Below are 23,195 nucleotides of genomic sequence, written 5' to 3'. Positions count from 1 at the left end.
CTCGTTTAGAAGGTATTGGTTTGGCGGATGAAACATGTACCTGAACGAGCTATCTCACTATCATTTCTTTCAGACTATTTTAATGGACGATGTAAATAGGAGAATAACTACGTATCGATACCCTAGACTTTTGTCCTATGCCTTGGTGTGGCGAAAGGGTACCTGATGTTTGCCATATTAGGCAACCTCTAACATAAGAGTTAAACCATACATAATATTTGTACACTTCGAAAATTTATCATTAATAACTTGCCAAATAGTGCAAAAAAGGGGGGGTTAATAAGTACGTATTTTGAAATAATAAGTTGTGAAATGGCTAAAAACTGGATGATTTTGCCACGAAAGTCACGTATTGAGGTGGGTTGGCGCTTTTGTTGATAGGAAAGCTATTTCGCAAGCGTTGTTTTTTTATTTTATGCGGACAATATTATTTTACTTTTAGGATGTTTTGTGTAAAAAATTTGCGATATTTTATATGGATTGTTGGCGCCTTACTGTGCGGCATGTTGGATTGTTTTTTTTTGTAAATTTATATTAATAATGATATTTTGATACTAGTATTTTTTGTTGAAGTAAGTATTGTGTTTTATAACCTCATGTTTTATATAGATAAAATCGCGATCACGTATACGGGGACAAAATTTTTAGTAAGTAAAGGTGTTTTTTAATACGTGTTTTTACTTATTGTTACAAAAGTAAGCAATGATTTTATTCAAAACTTTACTCAATATTGATGAGCATGCGGAATTTTTGCCGGGTTGGGAACAAACGTATGCACAATTAGAACCAGGGAAGTATTCAGGGACCTTTGTACGGATACAGGGAAGGAATATTGCTTTATATAGAGAATATGCCAATTTAGATGCTGTTCATACATTCGAGTACGACAATAATAGGCGTTATTTCCTTATTCCAATAAAAGGGAATTCTTCTTTTCCACTCTCTCCGGATGGTGTCTATTTATTACCCCGTGGCGATAAAATACACTCGCCTGCACCCGCTCATTACGAAATGATCATTTTATCAGTGGCATTGCAGGATGCCGAATGGCTTAATAAGAGAGATAGAGCGTTCAAGAAGCTTCCCTTGAAGTTGGATGATTATAATCACGTGTATCAAGAGCTGGAAAGCATTACACGATATTTCATGACAGATAAAAACGTGCATCCGACAGACAGCATCAAAGCCGCGGTGAAACGTAAATTGCAGGATATAGCCATGTTTCTAACGAGTCCTGTTAATTTGAATAGTCATCGTTATCAGCCCTTTTATTCAAATAGCCGTTTCATTGTGAATGCGTGTCATGCTTATCTGGAATCTCATCCATCTCAACCTCCAACGTTAATCGAGTTGTGCCGTATGCTTCGGCTTTCTCGTAGAACATTACAATACAGTTTTGAAAAAGAACTGGGAGTGACACCTTCATACTATTTTCGGGCATTAAGACTCAACGCTGTTCGAAGAACATTGATCAGCGATCCGGATATCTCGATAGGACAGGCTGCAGCCATGCAGGGCTTTTTCAATCAGCCCTATTTTACACGTAGCTATCGGCAGTTATTTTTGGAGTCTGCTTCTGAGACAGTGAAGCATGCACGTGTGAAGGCCAGTGGAAAAGGTTCAGCAAAAGAGGCATGAGCTACCGTGCTGGAGTGTATGCTGCAGCACGGTGAAGGTGGGGGAGTAACACTAAGAGAGAATTGGATATACCGACTAATGATACCCATTGGGATTTTGCGATTGCCAGCGCCAGGTGTCTTTCATCATGGCATTGAGATTACGTTTTACTTCCCATCCCAGTTCTCGTTTTGCCTTTGAAGGATCCGCCCAGAATTGAGCCAAATCGCCAGCGCGGCGTGGGGCGATCACATAAGGGATTTTTTGGCCGCTTCCTTCTTCAAAAGCCTTTACCATTTCCAATACCGAATGGCCATGTCCTCCTCCCAGATTCCACACACCGACTTCTTCTGCGGGAAGACCCTCGAGTGCATCAAGTGCGCTAACATGGCCTTCCGCCAAGTCCATGACATGGATGTAATCACGTAGGCAAGTACCATCTTCAGTTGGGTAATCATCGCCAAAAACATTGAGTTTCTCACGTTTACCCACGGCCACTTGGGCAATGTAAGGCAATAGATTATTGGGTTCACCGGAAGGATCTTCTCCGATTTCCCCGCTTTCATGGGCGCCTACAGGGTTGAAGTAACGAAGTAGCGCAATTTTCCATCGAGCATCAGCGGCATGCATTTGCTTGAGCAGATTCTCTACCACAAGTTTTGTATAACCATAGTTGTTGGTAGGTATACCTGTTGGCATGGTCTCAACAAAAACAGGGACGCCTGGATCACCATAAACGGTTGCTGATGAGCTAAAGACAATATTAAAAACGTTGGCACGTTCCATCGCCTGAAAAAGGTGCGTACTTCCGGCAATATTGTTGTCGAAATAGGCCATAGGAATGCGCATACTTTCGCCTACTGCCTTTAAGCCTGCGAAATGTATGACAGCAGTGATGGGGTAAGTGTCAAAGATATTGTCCAGACGTTGACGGTCACGAATATCCCCTTTTTCAAAGTCGACTTTTTTGCCGGTCAGTTTTTCGACACGTCGCAGCGACTCTTCCGAGCTATTACTCAGGTTATCATAGACAACGACGTCATAACCGGCTTGCAACAAGACAAGAACCGTATGCGAGCCGATATAGCCTGCTCCCCCTGTGACAAGAATCATAAATGCCTCAATTTGAACTAAAATAAAGATTGAATACGACTGTAATATATCCGAATAGCAGCAAATGCATGCCTCATTCTCTTTAGTATACAAAATTAGCCCTTTTTATTCAGGCCTCCACAGCGGTGTGACGATGCAGCCGACGTCATGTCATATTAACGTCATTCATGCCGGGTAGTTTATGGCTAGTCTATAACAGGAGCCTTATGATGCCATTTTCAAGCCCGATGTTAACGCTGAGAACCTTGTATTCACTTGCCTTGGTGGGATGTTCCATGCTGGCAAGCGTGAGTCATGCAGATGCCTTGACTGTTGAAGGCAACGTTACAGATCGCCCTAGTGTGATGTATGCCTCTTCGTTTATCAATGATATCACCTCACCCTCGACTTCGGCTCATCACTACGATGTATTGATCAATACTCAGCGTCAGGATGAGATCAGTACGCTCAAGGACATGGCGCCTGCGTTTACGGCAGCTGGTGTCGCTAAGGCTAAGCAGAAGAAACCGTTGGCAGACAAGGCCTGGATCAAGGCGAGTGGATACGATTTTCATTCAAGGGCATTGACGCAACAGGGGATCGATATTCTTAAAGGGTTTTCGTCATTACCGAAAAACATTCTGTTCGACAATATGGCGGGAACCGTCGTTATCAATCATTCTGCCAATGCCACAGCTCAGGAACATGCAGTAGCGGATGCCTTTGATATTCCATATATGCATTATCTGGCTGAAGCATTGGGGCCGCATATGGGCAGTATTTTCCTTAAGGCATACCAAAGCGGAAAACTGGACAAGACCGCTGCTCTGATCAAGGCTTCTGAACTGGGCACGGGGGCTGCCAAGGATTATTTCAACTATACGCGGCCCTTTCTGATCAAGGGGAACAAGGTCAATCTTGTGCCGGACCGCTGGATAGTCAAGGATGGTACTCCTTATTCTGCTAATAAGGGATCGTTCCCAAGTGGTCACACTGTGACGGGACAAACAGATGCTATTCTATTGGCGGAAATGCTACCTGAACGTTTTCCAGAGTTGATTGCACGAGGTGACGGATATGGATATTCACGCCTGATTTTGGGGGTTCATTATCCTCTGGATGTAATCGCCAGCCGTATGCATGTTGAGATGGTGCTATCACATTATCTGAATGACCCTGCTTATATGAAGCTTTTCAATCAGGCGCGAAGCCAGCTGAGAACCGTCTTGCAGCAGGAGTGCGGTGAATCCCTGGCGGAATGTGCTAAACCTGACAGTGCTGCTAATGATCCTTGGGCATCTGCTGCGGCAAGAAGCTTCCATCATTATACCTTGAATTACGGATTTCCTGCGGTAGGTTCCCGTAATCGAGCCATGCAGGTTCCTGCAGGAGCTGAAGCATTGCTTTCTGGTCCCTTCCCGCACATGAGTGCCGAACAGCGTCGTCAGCTTCTTGCTCATACAGCCATCCCCTCAGGTGATCCACTGGATCAACCTGATAATGACTGGCAGCGTATCGATTTGTTGGCCGCTTATGAATTGGGTGAACACACCACTGAATAGCCATAATACGGCTCCTTGAAAAGCTCGCCTCAGGCGGGCTTTTTTGTATTTTTATGGTGTTCTTTCTTGTGGAATATATGCGTATATTGAGGTTTCTTTCTCAATAAAAACAATCATCATGGATGAGGGATTTATCAATGCCTGAGGCTTACAACAAACTCTGTGATACGTTCAAACGTATTCATCGTCTGGAGCATTTGATGGCGATAGGCAGTTGGGATATGTACGTCCTGATTTCCAATAAAGGTAGCCAGGCGCGCTCTGAAGCCTTAAGTGAATTAGGTGTCGAAATTCAGCGCCGTCTGACAGACTCTCGTGTAGGTGAGTGGTTCACTGTTGCTGCGGAAGAATCTTTGACTGATATTGAGCGTGTTAATTTGCGGGAAATGCATCGTACTTACCAACAAGCCGTCGCTGTGCCTGCTGAGTTGAATGAAGCGCTCGTATTGGCTGGAAATCATTGTGAGTTCGAGTGGCGGAGTCAGCGTCCTGCTAATGATTGGAAAGGGTTTTCGAAAAACCTGCGCGAGGTTGTACGTCTTAGTCGGGAGCGAGCAGATATTCTTGCCAATTTAAAAGGCACATCACGCTATGATTCATTATTGGATGAATATGAACCCGGGATGACTTCTGCACGTGTAGATGAAATATTCAGTGATCTGGCGGGCTGGTTGCCTGACTTGATAAAGCAGGCTCAGGCTCGTCAGGCAAGCGAGCCAACTTCGACGTTGTCAGGCCATTACCCCGAGGCAGATCAACATGTATTGGCTTTGGATATCATGAAACTGCTTCAGTTTGATTTTGATGCAGGCCGTCTGGATTGTAGTGCGCACCCATTTTCCGGGGGGGTGCCTACGGATTCACGTATTACGACGCGCTATGATGAAAGTGATTTTCTTCCGTCCCTGATGAGTGTTATTCACGAGACCGGCCATAGCCGTTATGAACAAAATTTGCCTGTCCAATATGCCGGTTTACCACTGGGGCAAGCGCGTTCGATGGGTATTCATGAGTCTCAGAGCCTCTCTTTCGAGATGCAGTTGGCTCGAACGGATGAATTTATTTCGCTGATTACCCCAAGTGTGAATGAACATTTGAAGCTCAATACACCTTTTACCTCCCAGCAATTGGGCCAATTAACCAGAAAAGTGGTTCCCGGAAAAATTCGTGTCGATGCCGATGAGCTCACCTATCCCGCACATATCATGTTGCGATATGAAATTGAGCGGGCTCTCATTGAAGGTGATATGGAGGTAGACGATATTCCTGAAGCGTGGGATACGCGGATGTATAAATATCTGGGCATTGATACACGTGGCGATTATTGCGATGGGTGTATGCAGGATATTCACTGGACTGATGGCAGCTTTGGGTATTTCCCCACCTACTCATTAGGAGCTATTTATGCCGCACAGTTATTTCAGGCAGCTAATAGGGATATCGCCAATTTACATGAGAAAATCCAGCGTGGTGAGCTTACGCCTTTATTTGACTGGTATCGAGAGGCAATCTGGCAGCATGGTCGCCGTTATTCTTCGGAAGAGTTAATTCATCGAGCAACGGGTCGTCCTATATCAACTCAGGCTTATCATCAGCATCTTAAAAGTCGTTACGGTTACCAGGGGAGGATATCCTGTCCGTAATAGTTTTCCGATAATTAGCAGCGGAAACTTAAAAAAGAAAAAGGACATCCTTTAGTGGATTGTCCTTTTCTCGATGAAGAAGCTTGCATGATTTATCAGTTAAGCAGATTTGCTCTAGCGTATACTGCAACGAATCGTACGATGCAAGAAGTAGCCACCTACCAAATCAACTACATACGTTACTTACAATAGATGTAATTTATTCGCTGGGAAGGTGCAGTGTTATCACAGACGGATCGGTAAGTGGCGAGTATATTGATGATTAGTTGTGACCATGAGCAGTATCAATGCCTTGGCTGTTAGTGCCAGTCAGAGAAGATACTTGATCGCTACTGTTAGCACCTTGCACAACAACAGTATTATTGGATTGTGCGCTGGAAGATGGAGAAGCCTGCGCGCTAATCTGAAGACCGAAAGTACCCAGAACAAATATAAAGGCAACTGCAATAACTTTGATGAGTTTCATAATATGCTCCCTCAACGATATGACTTTTGAGGGCGGTGAGGTTCACAGCGTTGTGTGTGTGAGTCTTGCCGTCCAAATTTGGTTATTATCTTAACGCTAATTTCGTGGAGGAAACATAAACAATACGAGAAGGCTCTGGTGCCGATATGGCAACAATGCACTATGAAAGTGCATAAGGGGATAGATAATTGCTCAAGCGTTGATAACAAACTCGATAATGAAAATAAAATATCAATAAAAATGTCTGTTGGGTAGTTTTTTGTTAACTTCTGTTTTAAATATTAGAGAACCCCAATCGTTGAGGCACCGTGTAAAGTGCCCCAACGCGATTGATGTTGGCTTACTTGTCCAGTTTCGGAACGCCATTATTCTCAGGTTTACTTAATAGACCTGTTTTCGTATACAAGGATAGCTTTTCACGTGTATCCGCAATATCGTGATTGCGCATAGTGAGCTGACCAATACGATCACGTGGCGTAAAGCTGGATTCCACTTTCTCCATGGAAAGGCGTTCAGGCTGATACGTCAGGTTAGGGGAACGAGTATCCAGAATCGAATAGTCATTTCCGCGACGTAATTCGATAACCACTTCACCCGTAATGGCGTTGGCTACCCAACGTTGTGTGCTTTCGCGCAACATCAATGCCTGGGAATCAAACCAGCGCCCCTGATACAACAAGCGGCCCAACCGCAAGCCATTAATACGATACTGTTCAATGGTATCTTCATTATGAATGCCCGTCAGGAGTCGCTCATACGCAATAAATAACAGCGCCATTCCCGGGGCTTCATAAATGCCACGGCTCTTGGCTTCAATGATGCGGTTTTCAATCTGGTCAGACATTCCCAAACCATGGCGGCCGCCAATGCGGTTAGCCTCCAGGATCAGTTCCACTGGATCTGTGAATTCAACGCCGTTAAGCGCTACCGGGCGCCCTTCCTCGAAACGAACGGTCACTTCTTCAGGTTTGATCTCTACTTCTTCTTTCCAGAAGGGAACACCCATAATAGGTTGAACGATACGAATGCCGCTGTTGAGGAATTCCAGATCCTTGGCTTCGTGCGTGGCCCCTAGAATGTTAGAGTCCGTCGAATAGGCCTTTTCGCTCGACATACGGTAATCAAAGCCGTTGGCCTGCATGAACTCGGACATTTCCTTGCGGCCGCCCAATTCATCAATGAAATCCTGATCCAGCCAGGGTTTATAGATGCGAAGTTCTGGATTAGTCATCAGGCCATAGCGATAAAAGCGTTCGATATCGTTACCTTTATAGGTACTGCCGTCACCCCAGATGTGAACATCGTCCTCTTTCATGGCAGCCACCAGCATGGTGCCCGTCACAGCACGCCCAATAGGCGTAGTATTAAAGTAGGTGATTCCTGCGGTGGTGACATGGAAGGCACCACATTGCAGCGCAGCAATCCCTTCATTGACCAATTGTGTCCGGCAGTCAATCAAACGGGCCTTCTCTGCGCCATATTCCATGGCCTTTCGTGGAATAGCCTCATAATCATCTTCATCGGGTTGGCCTAGATCTGCCGTGTAGGCATAAGGAAGGGCGCCCTTCTGACGCATCCATAGAAGGGCCGCGCTGGTATCAAGGCCGCCAGAAAAGGCGATGCCGACTTTTTCGCCGTAAGGGAGGTGTTCAAGAATAGTGCTGGTGCTCATGGATTGCCCGATGAATTGTAGATTAATGATTTTTGCGTGTTATACGTGATTATTCACAATGCTAGCATAAAAGGTGGGCTTTAAGGCTAGTTATGGCATCATATATAAAGAGGTGATTGCCTACATAATGTATTCACGAACATTGTTCATTTTATCACCAACGCTTACATAAAAGCACTTGTTTTAGTACCGAGGGTTGAGGCATAAAGCATGATCTTCCCGTTTTGATCATCGGTATATTCTGGCTTTGTTTTAAGGTGTGCGTAAGTAAAATTTGCTCATAATATAAGCAAATGCCAACCAAATTGTTTACACTATGTATTTATTTCAGCAATTTTCAATTGGGGTTGTATCTACCAAGTGCTGATTCTCCCGGTTTTTGAAATGTGACTCGCTTAGGCTTGAGACCCAACATGAAAGCAATTTCGACTTATAGAAAGACAATCAGTGCCAAACATGTACTGCTATTAGTGGCCTCTTCACTCACTCTGGCAACTTTATCCGGATGTGCTCTTAACCCCTCTGCTAATGGGCAATCGGGAAATTCCGGGGTATTCAATGATGCTGTTCCAGCAGGCCCACAGTTATCTCATTTTTTTGACAGAGCAACGGAAGGCAGCGCGGCATCATTTGCAGATAGCCCCATGGGCAAAAATATTACTGTTTCAGTTACGGGAACACCCTATTTTTCTGCAAGTGGGTTCGATTGTTTACACTTTCAGGCTGATCATAATACCGGAAGCAATCCCTCTAACAACGTTGCATGTCGCCGCAATCAGAGTACGCCCGGCGATTGGGTAATTGAGCGCTCCGTTATTTCCATGCAAAAGCCGCAGTACATTAATTCATCCGACTTCAGCCAGTAATCGACCAGGGAAATCGAGGAATGTTTCAACGAAATTTTTTGTTCCGGGCCGGGTGCCTGGTGGCGGTAGCGTGCCTGAGTGTTAGTCAGGCATATGCTCAGGAAGTTGGAAATTATGCTGATTCATCAGCCTTCACGAATTCGGTGAACAGCCAGACTTCCGATAATGATAATAGTAGTGGTGCCAACATGGGAGCGAGTTCTAGTGTGGCTCCCAACAGTACCAGCAATCAGGTCAACGATACGCCGCAAGCCAATTGGAATAGCTCCCATTATGGATCTTTTTCCAATTTGCAGGAAGCTGCCAATGGTATCGTAGGCATCCGTCCTTTCGGCGCTAGCCTATTTGATCATCCTTTGCAGAGTGCCGGCGCCCAAGGGTTAACGCCAGGTTACCGTATAAAGCCTGGTGACCAGATCAATCTACGTGTATGGGGTGGCGTTCAGTTCAACCAGACATTGACAGTGGATTCACAGGGGAATGTCTTCCTGCCGGGTATTGGACCCTTGAATATTCAGGGCACCAGTGCTTCAGGGCTAAATGGTGCCATTACATCCGCGATCAAGCGTGTTTATCCACAAAACGTGGATGTGTATACTAATTTGCAAACGGTCCAGCCTGTTGGTGTATTTGTAACGGGTAATGTGAATAGCCCTGGTCGTTACTCTGGTACACCCGATGACTCCCTGCTTTATTTCCTTGATCAGGCGGGAGGGATCGATCAAACGCTTGGTAGTTTCCGCCATATTGAAGTCAAGCGTAATGGTCGCACCATCGCCCATATTGACCTCTATAACTTCCTCATCAATGGCAACCTTCCCAATATCCAGTTCCGTAATGGCGATACTATCGTAGTGGAAGACCGTGGGCCCACTGTGACGGTGACGGGGGATGTCGGGCGCTCATTCATGTATGAGCTGAGCGGTCACGAACGCCTTGATGGTCGTATGGTTACCCAATTGGCACGTTTGAATCCCGGAGTCACCAATGTTCTTTTGCGTGGTGATCGCTCCAGTGGTCCTATTGCCAGCTACATGAACCTGAATCAATTTGGTAATGCGCGGATTGAGTCCGGGGATGAAGTGCTGTTCAGTCAGGATCAGCGAAGCGATGTTATCGTTGTACAGCTTCGTGGCAGCTATTATGGCCCCACTCGTTATGCCCTTCCCCGTGATGCTCACCTGGGCGAATTGTTGAATGCCATCAGCGTTCCCAAGGACATGACGGATTATCAGGATGTCTCGATTTATCGTAAGAGCGTAGCACGGGAGCAAGAACAAGCCCTTCAGGATAGTTTGAATCGCCTTGAGCAGACCTATATGGGGTATCCTTCTCGTACTCCAGGCGAGGCCCAGATCCAGCTTCAACAGTCGCAACTGATTGAGCGCTTTGTACAACGTGCCCGTCAGGTTAAACCCAGTGGTCGTTTAGTGGTCGCTCGTGAGGGAGACATTGCTGATATACGCCTACAGGATGGGGATGTAGTTGATATTCCTGAAAATAATGATTCGGTATTGTTGAGTGGTGAGATAACAATTCCGCAGGCAATGGTATATACCAAAGGGCTAACTGCCAAAGACTATATTCAAGATGCAGGTGGATACACACCGCGTGCCAACCACAACGCTATACTGGTCGTTCATGCGAACGGTGAGGTTGTAAGCGCAGATCAAACAACCATACGCTCTGGTGATCAAATTATGGTTCTGCCGAAACCGCCTACCAGTAACATTGAGCTGGCGACTTCCATTAGTCAGGTCATGTACCAAATTGCGGTGGCTGTCTTGGCTGTTACGAGTATTTAATCAATTCTTTTTCTTGATTAACAAAAGCGCTACGGTTACCAAGTTGATTGGTAGCCGTAGTAGGTACATTCTTATGTCAGAAGTACAACCGCAGAAAATACGTAGTCCGCTGAAAGTTACAATTAGCGTCTTGAATGCTTTGCTCATGAGGGAGGCCATTTCACGTACTGTTGGTAACAGAATGGCATGGTTTTGGACAATTGCTGAGCCAGCATCTGTTATATGTATGTCCATGGGGATTAGGTACCTAAGAAATGGTGAAATGATTGTCCAAGGTGCCAATTATGTTGTTTGGTCATTTCTTGGCATAGTTCCATTTCAACTAGTGCGCGTATTTGCTCGTATGATGGGAGCAATTGATTCAAGCCAAGGGCTCTTCACATACCGACAAGTAAAGCCATTCGATACCGTTATCGTTAGGGCTATATTCGATTTCCTTTTTATAACTACAATGTTTTGTACTTATATTTTAATCGGAAGTCTAATGGGGTGGCCCATCCTTCCAGCATATCCACTTCAGGCAATATTTGCATGGTGCTCAATATGGGTTTTGGGGATGAGTTTTGGTGTCCTCGCTTCAGCCATAGGTGCATTAGTTCCTGAAGTTAAGACATTGATAAATATTGGGAGTCTACCCCTATTCGTTTTTTCAGGTGTTATTTTTCCCTTGACATATATACCCCCTCATTATGTTCATTATTTGGCATTTAATCCTGTAGTCCCTGCTGTTGAATATTTGAGAGCATCTTTTGTTAGTACATTTGTACCCATTCCCGGTACCAGTATTTTGTATGTATGGGAATGGGCAATGAGCTTTCTTGTATTAGGACTTATTATGCAAGTGCGGTTTAAAAACCGATTTATTGCAAACTAGACACTGCTCGGCATTAAAATGATAGAAATTAATAATATGTACAAGCGGTACCATAACACCCATAAACGGGAGTGGATATTGAAGGATATTAATTTGGTAATACCCTCTAATATCAGTGTTGGTGTTGTTGGTAAGAATGGCGCAGGTAAGTCTACTCTTTTAAGGCTGATTGGCGGGATGGATTCTCCAGATAGAGGAGAAATAATCCGCACAAGCCGAGTGTCATGGCCAATTGGACTTGCGGGTGGATTCCAGGGGTCAATGACTGGCAGGCAAAACGTTAAATTTGTAGCCCGAATGTTTAGTACCCTAAAAAAAATGGATGAATTAATTCGGGAAGTACAGGATTTTGCTGAGATTGGAGATGCATTCGATGATCCAGTAAAAACATATTCGTCTGGTATGAGAGCCAGACTTCAGTTTGGATTATCCTTGGCATTCAACTTTGATGTATTTATATCGGATGAAGCAACTGCTGTAGGTGATAGAGCATTTAAAGCCAAAGCAGAAAAGGCTTTTAAAGATAGAGTCTCCAAGTCAAGCTTGATTATGGTTTCGCATGGTGAAGGTATACTTGAGCAAATGTGCCAGGCTGGAATCTTTATACACAATGGTGAAGCCTTCTGGTTTGACCATATAAAAGATGCGATTAAAGCATATCATAAAGCAGGGTAAGCTCTGAACCATAATAACTTGCTCGTAAATTACCAACTGTTTTATTAAGCGAAGTGGAAAATGAATTTACAAGGGTCTAAAAAGTTTTTTAGGAAATATCCACATTGGGTGATATGTATTGTATTGATCGTCTCCGTATCATTCTATTGGACATTTTGGGCAAGTGATTTATATGTATCTACATCGGATGTCGTAGTTTCAACACCCGGCTCGACGGGCTCTACAATATCTTTTTCCACTCATGAAGGTATTAGGGGTGTGAGCGAGTATTCGATGTTGATGCTCCAGGATTATATGACATCAATCGATATGTTGGAGTACTTGGTAAAACATGGAGATTTCAGAGAAGAGTACTCAAGACATGGTGATTTTTTCGGTAGGTTACGTGATAAAAATACGCCTTTGGATCAACTTTATTCTTATTTCAAAAGACGCGTAACGGCAGCGATCGATCCTACCGCTGGTGTGCTTCGTATCACCGTCCAAGCATATACTCCACAAGAAGCACATAAAGTCGCTGAGCTGATGATTAAGGCCGGAAATGAGCAGTTAAACAGGATGAATCAGCGGTTAGCTTCTGAACAAGCTACATTCATGGAAGCGCAAGTACAAAAACTGGGTAATGAATACGATGCCGCCCAGAGCAAACTTGTTCAATATCAGAATCAACATGGCTTGGCTGCTCCAAGTGAAGCACTTGATTCAGTGAATAGAATCATATCTGGCCTTCAAAAACAATTGGCTAGTGCTGAAGCGCAAAGAAGTTCACTACTGACGTATCAAAGTCCTCAAGCATCACAAATTGTAATGCTTGATGGTCAAATAAGGGCATTGGAAAAAGAAATACAGAACCAGGAAAATAAAGCTGCTCGGGTCTCAGGGGGAGCACTAAACATCGTGACTTCTGACTATCAGACATTGCAGTTGCATGCACAGTTCGCCAGGCAAAGTTATTCGGATGCACTTGCTGCGCTGCAAAATACTCAGATTCAGGCAACAAGACAGCTCAACCTGATTTCTACGATTCAAACACCTACCTTTCCCGATTACCCTCAAGATCCTCGGCGTATATATAATATTACTGTATTTACAGTCATGACGATCTTTGCAGGTTTGATTCTTAATATGCTTATTTTGATAGTCAGAGACCATCGTGATTGAGATGACTCATCCAGACTTGTCCATTATCGTACCTATCAAAGCAAAAAGTATAGACGATATTGAACTCGCAAGAGTCAAGCTCTTGGTCGAAAATATCCCTGACAATATAGAGCTAGTTATCGTTGATGATGGTAGTGCCAAACCTGTTCGAAAGTATATTGATACTGTAATAAGAAGTTTGTGCGATAAAAGTCGCATTACTTTTAAAATAAAATTTATCAAAAGTGGATGGAAAATTTTTTCACTGGCTCGCGCTAGGAACTCAGGGGCTAGAATTGCAACATCAGAAGTTCTTCTCTTTCAGGATGTGGATTTTTTTGCCCCTCCAAGGACATACAAGCGCATAGCTAGATATGTGAAAGAGAAGAATATAGCTCAAAACAAGCATGAATTTTTTTGTATACCCGTAATATTTGCCAAGCAGGAAGCGAGTGAGAAAATAGAAAAGCAATTGCATTCCATCAGGAGCAATAATGCAATAGGTGATTCGTGGCTACCCGTTGGGAGTGATATTCATATTTATTCTGAGGGTAGTTCGTGTTTAGTAGTCAATCGTAAGGAATTCCTCTCTATGGGGGGCTACGATACTCGATTTTATGGGCATGGTGCTGAAGATTACGAAATACTTCATCGACTTACACATAAGTATCCCAGATACAAAAAACCGCCAGAATATGCAACAAATTTTGGAAGTCGTAAAAAAGTAGGTTATCGAGGCTTTAGAGCATTTTTTTCCCTTTATGGAAAAGAACCAGCCCAATATGGTCTTGTTTTTGTTCATTTATGGCATCCACCACGTACTACAAAAAAATATTATAGAGATAAGAAAAATTTTAAGAAACTAACAAAAGTTATGAGTAATAGTAACACTGTTGTGGGCTGGAGACGTTTTTTTAGTTAGCTAAAGTTAATTGAGAATATTATTTTTTTAAATATTTAGTATACAAAAATTTGGATTTTTTATGGCTAAAATGAGATTTTCAGCACGCAATAGAAAAAGAGTTATGCTTATAGGGGGGGCAGGTTGGCCTAATTATGGGGATGAATTAATCCTGGATGCATGGAAACGTTATCTCCTTGATAATGATATAGCCAGTCATGTTTACTTTTTTGAAGGCATGGCTTCTATTGCTAGAGAACTTCACAACGAGAATGCTCCAAAAACAAAACTATATTTTAATGGCGATCTTGAAAAAATATCGGCCTCCAATGATAGTGATGACTTTTGGGAAAATGTGCTCTTGGGTTATCGATTTTTTTCAGATGATAATAAAGCCCAGAGTAAAAATTATAATTTTTCGTTCTTAAAAAAATGTGATGTGATTCATCTTCATGGGGGGGGATATCTAACCAGATTTTGGCCAAGAAAAGCCTTTGTACTGGGATTTGCTGCAGCTGCAAGTAAAAAATATGGAATAAAACTGGTTGCTACTGGCATTGGTTTTGGTCCTGCCCCAGATGTGCCTGATGATATATCAGATACTCTATCCGAAGTATTTGAACAGTTTGAGTTTTTTGAACTTCGAGATAAAGATGGTTTTGCATTTTTAAAGCATTATTTTGAAAAAGCCAATTTTATAAAAGGAATTGATGACTCATTCCTGCGCCCTATTGAAACCATGTATATTTCTGATAATGGTGGCAGTAAACGCCTATATCTATCATTTCTTAAAAATAGCGTGAGGCAGGTGCCTGATCATGTCTGGAGGCAGCTGAAACAGTACGTCGAAGAAGATGGTATAGACGAAGTATGTCTGCTTGAAAGTTCTCCTGAGCAAGATGTTCGTGTTTTAGAGCTTATAGAAGATAGGCTCAAGCTCCCCATTAAAATGATTAGTGTATATTCTTTACTAAAAGGGGATGTCACTATTTCAAATGATGATAAAGTCATCTGTTGTCGTTACCATGCTCATCTTTTATTTGCTAGAGCTAACTGTGCGGGATTTTATAGTACAATTGGTCAAAATCCGGGTTATTATGATGTAAAACATAACTCTGTAGTTGATATGGGGTCAGGCCTTTCATTGTCAGAATTAAAATCTTTTCCCAATGAAATTAAAGAAAATAGTAAGACAATTTCACAAATAGTAAGAAAAGAAAGTGTTAATCATGAATTTAAAGTTGGATTGGCGAACAAGATATATCTATAAATATTCTGTGCATGGGATACATAAGGGTTGTAGTTGGAGGCAACAATGAGTCGTAAAAATTTTATCAAGAATAGTATTGATAATGCATGGAAAAATCATAAAAGTAATAAAAGATATGCTGCAGCAAAGAGGATATATTTCAAGAGTGTTTCTAATAGTAAAGAGATAAAGTTTTCAAGTGCATTATCCTTAATCTCTATTGTTTATAATAATTTTACTATAGAAAAGTTTTTGGCATTTGTTTCTTATTACAACAAAATTGGAATAAATGAATTTTTATTTTTGACTAACCATGATGTTTCTATCGATGATTCGATAGTCAATGCTCTGTCAGATTGTAATGTTACCTTTCTTGCTCTTGATGAGGGTGCCAGCCAAATAGACTGTATTAACTATTTGCTTTCCACATATAGAGATCAACGCTGGACTCTACTTGTAAAAGATCTGGGCATATTTATATATCCTTTTAGTAATACCAGAACATTATTAGACTTGACTTCCTATCTAAAATCGATACGCGAATGCGCTATGTCTAGTGTTGCCATTTTTTCTGATGAGTTAGAAGAAAATCATCAAAATAATGGATGTAGTAAAGAGATTAATATTTTAAGAAAAACAATATGTAGAAGTTTTAATGAAGAATATAGAAACAATCACGTATTCAACCTTTACGAAGAGTTAAATAGTCCTAAAGTATCGTCCCGTAATCAAGTCAATTTGGTTCTATGGGATAAGCAATATTATTATAAAGAGCTTTTCTCGAGGACATGGCCTCGCCGACTGGAAAATGGTCTTTCCGATAAAAAAGTTATCGGGTCTGTAATAGATGCAGATGTTTTTGACAGTGATATTAATGTTTCTATGTTATGGCAATCCCTATTGGCGAGATCTGTCATTCATTCTGGAGAATGGTCGAAATGAGTGATTTGGTGGTGAAAGAGGATAAGTTGGCTTTTATTCTTCTTGCGCACGAAAGCCCTGCAAGACTGAAAGATCTTATACTTAGCATTATAGGATCTGGATCTGACATATTTATACATCATGATTTAAATTCACCACATGATTTGCCTAAGGCCATCGCGGGCTGGAAACTGGAAAATTATCCCGGCAATGTGTATTTTGCTCCTAGAGTCCACGTAGCATGGGGTGAGTGGTCCATCTGTGAGGCAACGTTAAACTGTTTGAGAAAAGCCCAAGAAATAGGTTTGCATAATTATTCAAACTATATGCTTGCTTCGGGTTCTTGTATGCCAACAAAGCCTATGTCAATGGTGAAAAAGGGTATACAAGAAGCTAATAAGGATTTTATCGAGGCTGTAGATGCTGCTCGATTTACCTGGGTTGCTGGTGGTATTCAGAACGAACGCTGGGAATATAGGCATTATTTTAATTATCGCGATCAGCGCACACTATTCTATTGGTCTCTAAGATTACAGAAAAAATTATTAAAAAAACGGAAGCTTCCAAATAACTTCCATCCTTATATCGGCTCACAATGGTGGTGTCTTAGAAGATCAACTATTGAATCTATATTGAATGTATTAGATGCCAATCCTCGTATTGAGCATTTTTACAAAACTGTTTGTGTTCCTGATGAATGTTTTTTCCAAACGCTGGTTGCAAATTTGGTACCTCATCATGAAATAGACTCTAATTTGCTCACTCAATACAAATTTAATTCATGGGGGGTTCCAAGAGTCTATTTTCATGATGATTTGGAAGAGTTGATTGAACAACCCGTATTTTTTGCCAGGAAAATCGACCACGGTTCATTGGAATTAAAACGTTATCTTCGTTTAGTTGCATTAATGTCTGTAGAAGATTTTAATAATCTCGTTAAGAATGAGATACAAAGTAGTACGGGGTCTCAGAGTAAATATAAAGCTCAAATCCGCAATAATCTGTTAAAATGGAATTCTTGTGTACCTGACGATACCAACTTTGTTGATTATCTTAAACGTGTTCCTAGTCTCATCTATGTATGCTTCGAATCAGACCGGGAGCGCGTAAAAGATTTTATCGGGGATGAGAATATTGAAGAATTTTCTCTGGCTTTTCTCGAAGATTATAAAAATGGTCGTTCTTTAAATGTCGCCTCTCGTGCTATCGGTGCTTTAGTAGAAAGTACTTTGCATGCAGAGGGCTTTAAAGATGTTTTGTTGGTATTATCTCCTAAGCAGGCATTTATTTTACGTTTGTTGAAATGGAATGTGCGTTCTTGCTTCTTATATAGTGATTTGAATAAAATATCTTCACATATAGATGAGAAAAACTCTGATACTGTTTATAGCGTAATCTTTGATCCTGATTTCTTTATAAGCACATATCAGATAGATGATCATTCGAGAAATATTCCTTCATTTCAGTTGAGGGATGTGGAAAAACAAAAAAATCCCACTTTGCATCTGATCATTTGTAATGATCGCGGAGATGGTGAAAATTATATCGATTCCCTTCTGCAGGATGGGGGGACTTATATTGGCCCTGCTTCAAATATATCGACGCAGTCTCTAATTGATGTGTGTACATATTACAATCAGCATGGTGTAGTTTATAGTTATTCAAATCCTTACCAAATGGCCGCATTACTCGATAAAAAAGGTATAAGGTTTATTGTTCATTATCATCCATCGTGCAGACATGTTCTGTATACAGGATTGTTCTATGAAAATTATAAATGGGGCCAGTGGGAAATTGACGGAAGGAATTGTTTTATACCGCATATGCATTGGCCAAGTGTTGTACCACAACAATTTGAAAGATTGTTTCTGAAAGATTAATTTATAGGTGATTAACGAATCTTATGGAAACTTTAACAGTTAATGATGAGTTGATAGATACTCTAAAAGAAACCTGTATATATCAAGAGAGAAGCGGTTTTCATGGCAAGCCTGAAGCATATCAACAAAGAGTAAAAAATGGGCTAAACCTTATTATAGCCAAGAATACTTGTATTGAAGCTTATTCAACAATTGCCGATGGGCTTTCTCTCTTCAGCCTTGGATCTTTTTCTTCAATAGCATCCACTTTACATGAGAGCTCTAAAGTTGGGCGGTATTCACAGATAGCTGAAGATGTGAAGAGTTTGGGGTTTCGTCATCCTATAGAAGCTGTAAGTATGAGTTCTGCCTTTTTCAATTTTGGTAGAGAATTTACTTATAGTTATTTTTTGCATTACCAGCAAGCAGAAAGAAAGGATATCGAGCTTAAAAAGGTTCCCACACCTCAACCCCACGTCACAGGGACGAGGATAGGCTCTGATGTATGGATAGGTTCTGATGTTTACCTCAAAGGTGGTATAACTATTGGTGATGGAGCAGTGATTGCTCAAGGCAGCGTAGTAGTCAAGGACGTTCCTGCATATTCCATCGTTGGCGGAAACCCTGCGAAAGTTATCAAGAAAAGATTTCCTGATGAGATTATTTCCGGGCTGAAAGAATCACAGTGGTGGAACTACGAACTTGGTGATATGTTTTCGGAAAAATTGGACTTTTCTGATCCTGAAAAGTTTTTGTCAAAATTTGCTAATGTAAAAAGAGAGTTATCATTATATAAACCCAAGTTGTTTTTGCCATATATGTTTAAAACGCAAGGTAAAGGCGTTGTTGAGTATGGGAAATATTTGTTGTCCAATCACGGTCATATTATGGTATTTGATTCTAATGATAAAAGAATTAAATTTATACGTTGGGAGAATAGAATACCCGAAATGACGAGTGTCTATTATGATGATGCAGGCAAGCTCTGGACAACATCCGGTATTGAAATACATTCAATCTCCGTGGATGGAAGTATAAATTCCGGAATGTCGTCAGCTGAGTCTATTATTAAGACAAACTTTCATAATGGGCAGATATCTATACAAGTTGGTGATGAATATCTTAGTGATAACGGGGATTCTATAAAATTCTCAGAGTCAGCCCAGGACTGGGAATTATTTAGCGTTATTAATTAAACAATAATTCAGTGTATTAAAAGTGTGTGATAAATAAATTTACTCTCAAATTGGGCTTTGTTATAATCTCACATTATTTATCCACTGTGTAATATCTTCATAGTGTAGGAGTATCAAAATGTTAGCTTCAGGAATCGTGGGTATTTGCCGATTTTCCTTCCTTGGCCTTTGTGACTGGTCTGCCTACGGTGAAAGTCGTGAGACAGGCGTTATCTCTGAAGAATTACTCGCAGAAGTAGCAGCCAAACTCTATGACTCTAAGCGTCTAGAGGCCCGTTTCAAAATTTTTGAAACACTGCTTATTCCTTCAATTAAGGCTCAGACTGATCAAAATTTCAGATTTTTGGTCATAACCTCTCCACAAATGCCAGAGAAATATCTGTCAAGACTGGAGGGTATTTTGGCACGTGTACCCAATGCACAATTGATTGTTGAAAATGCTCGCAGCACTTGGGACGCTATAGTGCCTGAATTGGAAAATATCAAACAAAGTTGGGGTGGTACTCCATTGCAGTTCCGCATCGATGATGACGACTGTTTGTCTGTTCATTTTATTGATGAATTGCGTAAAGCAATGCACTCGATGGCGCGATATGATCGTTATGCGGTGAGTATGCCACGTAATCTTCTAATGACCTCCTATGGCGATGATGGCCAGCATTTTGCCGAAGATATGGCGTTGTTCCATAGTGCAGGTTGTGCATATCTTGATGATTACGATATCAATACCACTGTATATAACTTCGCCCATCATTTGATGTGGAAAGAAGTACCCAGCATCATTTTGCCTCACATCACGAGTTGCATGATGACTAAAACCGATGGGCATGATGCTCAGGGCAATGATCAGAATCGCTATGTTGATATCACGAAAAATCATGCCATTTCCAAAGAGCGGCTCCTGGAATTGTATAAATATGATTTTCCTTTCCTGAACTATGATGAAGATGGAAAGATCATCTTTAAGGATTGATAACGATATGAGCCTACTCAAATGAGTAGGCTTTTTGAGTCTTATCATGTAATTGGATATTAAAAGATCGGGTATAAGTAATGATCCGTAAAGCTGTACTCCCCGTCGCTGGCTTTGGCACTCGTTGTTTACCAGCCTCCAAGGCTATCCCTAAAGAAATGATCACTATTGTGGATAAGCCCGTTATTCAGTATGTGGTACAGGAAGCTGTTGCTGCTGGCATCAAGGAAATCGTGCTTGTCACTCACTCTGCCAAAATTGCGATTGAGAACCACTTTGACAAACATTTTGAATTAGAGCACCAACTTGAAGAGAAGGGTAAGTTGGAGCTTCTTGAAGAACTGCGTAATATTATTCCTGATGATGTGACGATTGTTTCAGTGCGTCAGGAGGAGGCCTTGGGCTTGGGACATGCAATCTTGTGTGCACGCCCGGTTATCGGTGATAACGAACCTTTTGTCGTAATGTTGCCCGATGTGTTGGTGGATACCAATGGCGGAAAGGTAAATGACCTTGCGGGCATGATTCAGGCATTTGATGAAACGGGTAATGCCCAGATCATGGTTGAGAATGTCCCTCAGGATGTTGCCTATAAATATGGGATCGTCGCTATTGATGGGGATTCACCAAAAGCTGGAGAGCATGTCAAAATCACAGGTATGGTTGAAAAGCCCAAGAGTGGGGAAGAGCCATCCACTCTTGCTGTTATTGGTCGTTATCTCCTGCCCGGTAATATCTTCCCTTTACTTGCAGATACGAAGCCCGGAGCGGGTGGTGAAATCCAATTGACGGATGCTATTGATGAGCTTCGGACTCATTCGGATGTCGATGCTTACCGTATGGAAGGCGATACTTACGACTGTGGATTTGCATTAGGCTATCTTGAAGCAACTCTCTCTTATGGTAAACGTCATCCAAAGTTGGGTGATGACTTCCAAGCGCTTCTTAAAAAGTATGCTGGTGAATAAAATCATACGATTTTATCAAGGTTAGCTGGCTTTTGACTCAATACCCCGCTGTTAATAGTTTGAATATTAGCAGTGGGGTATTGACGTTTCTGGACTTCTTGCACATTATGAAAATGATAATCACTATCATTTGATGCCTGCATTTTCTCGTATTTCGCAGCCATCGTTCCTCTTTTGCAAGGAGTCATCATGCGTAAGTCATGCATCGCATTGGGTATTGGGCTATGTTTAATCAGCCAATTTGCTGACGCGAAGGAGTATCCCATTGGTGGGCCGATAAAAACTCACCATCTGGAAATTGCGTCTTCCTATTTGCTGCATATTGAAACTTCTCCCTCCCCACAATCAATGGTCATGGGAAATGATATCATCCACCTTGAAACTGATGTACATGCATTGGCTGGTAACCCCTGGGGGTATGAGGAAGGCAGCTGGATCCCTTATCTAAGTGTGGACTATGTTGTGCGCAAGGAAGGGGACAGTAATTACATTCAGTTTGGGCAACTGCTACCCATGTCAGCCTCGGATGGACCGCATTATGCTCATTCTGTACCCATGGCAGGAAAGGGGCGTTATACCGTCATGCTGAAGTATACGGCGCCAGATGAGGTCGGATATGAGCGCCACATCGACCAGGCTACAGGTATAGGCCCTTGGTTCAAGCCATTTGTAGAAACCTTTACGTTTGATTATCCTCAGCATTAGGAATTATCCACATATTTTCAAACTTCGTGCGATCTGTATAGATATAGACGCACGCGGTAATACTCTGAACCGTACGGGCCCATCATATTTAGCGATATGATGGGTTTGTTGCTTTATGCAATTAAGGGATTCGTATCCTTAGGATATGTATATGGTTCACGCCATGTATTGAGCGGTATCGAAACCATATCTTCTTACCTATTGGTCTTATACCTATCTACGCTGCCCCCAATCAATGTTTTAATTTAAAATAATATTTGAGCGTGTGGCTCATTATTATGAATAAAACAACGGGAGAGAAACATGTCAGAGGCAACGGTTACCGAGCTTTGGCTCATGCGTCATGGGCAGACTGAATGGAGCAAAACGGGGCAACATACAGGGCGCACGGATATCCCGCTGCTGGACGAAGGTATTGAGCAGGCGAAAACACTTCAGCCTCAGGTAGAAGGAGTAGCGTTCGATCATGTTTACTCTAGCCCTCTGGTACGCGCAAAAGATACTGCCAAATTGGCAGGACTGGGCGATCAAATGGAGATCGAACCTGAGCTTCTGGAATGGAATTATGGTATCTATGAAGGGCGTAAAACCTCGGATATTCGTAAGGAAGTTCCCGGTTGGGATGTCTTCACTGCGGATATCCCTGAGGGTGAAAACGCGGAAGATATTCAAAAACGAGTTTCTGACTTTGTTGACCGTCTCGATAAAACAGGCGGACGTATCGCTCTATTTGCTCACGCGCATATTCTAAGAGCAATTGCGGGGTACTGGGCGGCAGGGGATATCCGCTTCGGCGCGCATCTGGCATTGTCACCTGCTTCCTTGAGCGTTCTCACTTATCATCGTGAAGATCGTGTTATCAAGAAATGGAACGTGACGCACCACTAAGTCCGCGTTTCTGTCTTTGGGAGATGGTGTTCTCCTCAAGGTAGAGTTGTCAGTGAGCTCTATCTTCAAACCGCGAATATTCGCTAATAACGCCTACATATGCTCTGATGCAGGGGCAGGTGT

General features: G+C 42.1%; 20 protein-coding genes, 1 pseudogene and 1 riboswitch. Of the genes and pseudogenes, 17 read left to right on the top strand and 4 right to left on the bottom strand.

Annotated features, from left to right (window positions below; genetic code table 11):
- Positions 1-702 precede the first annotated feature (702 nt).
- Positions 703-1,638 carry a helix-turn-helix domain-containing protein gene (locus LMG33818_RS08090; RefSeq protein ID WP_442322852.1) on the top strand — a complete coding sequence of 312 codons (936 nt, stop codon included), beginning with the start codon at positions 703-705 and terminating at the stop codon, positions 1,636-1,638.
- Between the two features lie 75 nt (positions 1,639-1,713).
- Here LMG33818_RS08090 and galE read toward each other — a convergent pair whose 3' ends face one another.
- On the bottom strand, positions 1,714-2,730 hold the full coding sequence (galE, locus tag LMG33818_RS08085) for a UDP-glucose 4-epimerase GalE (protein WP_442322851.1): 1,017 nt from the start codon (positions 2,728-2,730) through the stop codon (positions 1,714-1,716).
- 209 nt (positions 2,731-2,939) lie between these two features.
- Between galE and LMG33818_RS08080 the strand changes: the two genes are divergently transcribed.
- Together LMG33818_RS08080 and LMG33818_RS08075 are read left to right on the top strand one after the other, a co-directional pair.
- Entirely contained in the window at positions 2,940-4,271 is a 1,332-nt protein-coding gene (locus LMG33818_RS08080; protein ID WP_442322850.1) for an acid phosphatase, read from the top strand.
- 137 nt (positions 4,272-4,408) lie between these two features.
- Positions 4,409-5,914 (top strand): carboxypeptidase M32, encoded by a 1,506-nt coding sequence (locus LMG33818_RS08075; protein ID WP_442322849.1) that lies wholly within the window; start codon positions 4,409-4,411, stop codon positions 5,912-5,914.
- Between the two features lie 262 nt (positions 5,915-6,176).
- Here the strand turns inward: LMG33818_RS08075 and LMG33818_RS08070 are convergent, their stop codons facing one another.
- Both LMG33818_RS08070 and argG read right to left on the bottom strand, forming a co-directional pair.
- Positions 6,177-6,380 (bottom strand): hypothetical protein, encoded by a 204-nt coding sequence (locus tag LMG33818_RS08070; RefSeq protein ID WP_442322848.1) that lies wholly within the window; start codon positions 6,378-6,380, stop codon positions 6,177-6,179.
- Positions 6,381-6,720: 340 nt separating this feature from the next.
- Positions 6,721-8,052: an argininosuccinate synthase gene (gene argG / locus LMG33818_RS08065; RefSeq protein WP_442322847.1), complete on the bottom strand. Its 1,332-nt coding sequence runs from the start codon at positions 8,050-8,052 to the stop codon at positions 6,721-6,723.
- Between the two features lie 413 nt (positions 8,053-8,465).
- Between argG and LMG33818_RS08060 the strand changes: the two genes are divergently transcribed.
- From LMG33818_RS08060 to galU, 12 genes and pseudogenes are all read left to right on the top strand, one after another.
- Complete coding sequence (locus tag LMG33818_RS08060; protein ID WP_442322846.1) at positions 8,466-8,918, top strand: RT0821/Lpp0805 family surface protein; 453 nt, start codon at positions 8,466-8,468, stop codon at positions 8,916-8,918.
- Positions 8,919-8,938: 20 nt separating this feature from the next.
- Entirely contained in the window at positions 8,939-10,723 is a 1,785-nt protein-coding gene (locus LMG33818_RS08055) for a polysaccharide biosynthesis/export family protein (protein WP_442322845.1), read from the top strand.
- 73 nt (positions 10,724-10,796) lie between these two features.
- Positions 10,797-11,597, top strand: coding sequence for an ABC transporter permease (locus tag LMG33818_RS08050; protein ID WP_442322844.1), 801 nt, complete (start codon positions 10,797-10,799; stop codon positions 11,595-11,597).
- Between the two features lie 78 nt (positions 11,598-11,675).
- Positions 11,676-12,272: an ABC transporter ATP-binding protein gene (locus LMG33818_RS08045; protein ID WP_442322843.1), complete on the top strand. Its 597-nt coding sequence runs from the start codon at positions 11,676-11,678 to the stop codon at positions 12,270-12,272.
- 258 nt (positions 12,273-12,530) lie between these two features.
- Positions 12,531-13,433, top strand: a complete 903-nt coding sequence (locus LMG33818_RS08040) for a KpsE/RkpR family capsule polysaccharide export protein (RefSeq protein WP_442322842.1) — start codon at positions 12,531-12,533, stop codon at positions 13,431-13,433.
- Between the two features lies 1 nt (position 13,434).
- Positions 13,435-14,334, top strand: a complete 900-nt coding sequence (locus LMG33818_RS08035; protein WP_442322865.1) for a glycosyltransferase — start codon at positions 13,435-13,437, stop codon at positions 14,332-14,334.
- Positions 14,335-14,395: 61 nt separating this feature from the next.
- Positions 14,396-15,583: a polysaccharide pyruvyl transferase family protein gene (locus tag LMG33818_RS08030; protein WP_442322841.1), complete on the top strand. Its 1,188-nt coding sequence runs from the start codon at positions 14,396-14,398 to the stop codon at positions 15,581-15,583.
- Positions 15,584-15,628: 45 nt separating this feature from the next.
- The gene (locus tag LMG33818_RS08025; protein ID WP_442322840.1) at positions 15,629-16,504 is read left to right on the top strand and encodes a hypothetical protein; all 876 of its coding nucleotides are present in this window, start codon (positions 15,629-15,631) and stop codon (positions 16,502-16,504) included.
- Positions 16,501-18,363 (top strand): beta-1,6-N-acetylglucosaminyltransferase, encoded by a 1,863-nt coding sequence (locus LMG33818_RS08020; protein ID WP_442322839.1) that lies wholly within the window; start codon positions 16,501-16,503, stop codon positions 18,361-18,363. Before LMG33818_RS08025 ends, LMG33818_RS08020 begins: the two co-directional genes overlap by 4 nt.
- Positions 18,364-18,827: 464 nt before the next feature.
- A pseudogene (locus LMG33818_RS08015) lies at positions 18,828-19,046 on the top strand (CatB-related O-acetyltransferase); the annotation flags it as partial.
- 610 nt (positions 19,047-19,656) lie between these two features.
- Positions 19,657-20,511, top strand: a complete 855-nt coding sequence (locus tag LMG33818_RS08010) for a glycosyltransferase (protein ID WP_442322838.1) — start codon at positions 19,657-19,659, stop codon at positions 20,509-20,511.
- Between the two features lie 80 nt (positions 20,512-20,591).
- The gene (galU, locus tag LMG33818_RS08005; RefSeq protein WP_442322837.1) at positions 20,592-21,479 is read left to right on the top strand and encodes a UTP--glucose-1-phosphate uridylyltransferase GalU; all 888 of its coding nucleotides are present in this window, start codon (positions 20,592-20,594) and stop codon (positions 21,477-21,479) included.
- 2 nt (positions 21,480-21,481) lie between these two features.
- Here galU and LMG33818_RS08000 read toward each other — a convergent pair whose 3' ends face one another.
- Positions 21,482-21,643: a hypothetical protein gene (locus tag LMG33818_RS08000; protein WP_442322836.1), complete on the bottom strand. Its 162-nt coding sequence runs from the start codon at positions 21,641-21,643 to the stop codon at positions 21,482-21,484.
- 25 nt (positions 21,644-21,668) lie between these two features.
- Here LMG33818_RS08000 and LMG33818_RS07995 point away from each other — a divergent pair, with 25 nt between their 5' ends.
- Positions 21,669-22,184: an iron transporter gene (locus LMG33818_RS07995; RefSeq protein WP_442322835.1), complete on the top strand. Its 516-nt coding sequence runs from the start codon at positions 21,669-21,671 to the stop codon at positions 22,182-22,184.
- Between the two features lie 303 nt (positions 22,185-22,487).
- Complete coding sequence (locus LMG33818_RS07990; RefSeq protein WP_442322834.1) at positions 22,488-23,072, top strand: histidine phosphatase family protein; 585 nt, start codon at positions 22,488-22,490, stop codon at positions 23,070-23,072.
- 10 nt (positions 23,073-23,082) lie between these two features.
- Positions 23,083-23,175: riboswitch (Fluoride riboswitch) on the top strand.
- The last annotated feature ends 20 nt before the right edge of the window (positions 23,176-23,195 follow it).

Origin of the sequence: Cernens ardua (genome assembly GCF_051251085.1) — a bacterium.
GTDB lineage: Bacteria > Pseudomonadota > Gammaproteobacteria > Pseudomonadales > Halomonadaceae > Cernens > Cernens ardua.
Note: the sequence above shows the minus strand (reverse complement) of the source record. Positions and strands in the feature narration are given on the sequence as shown.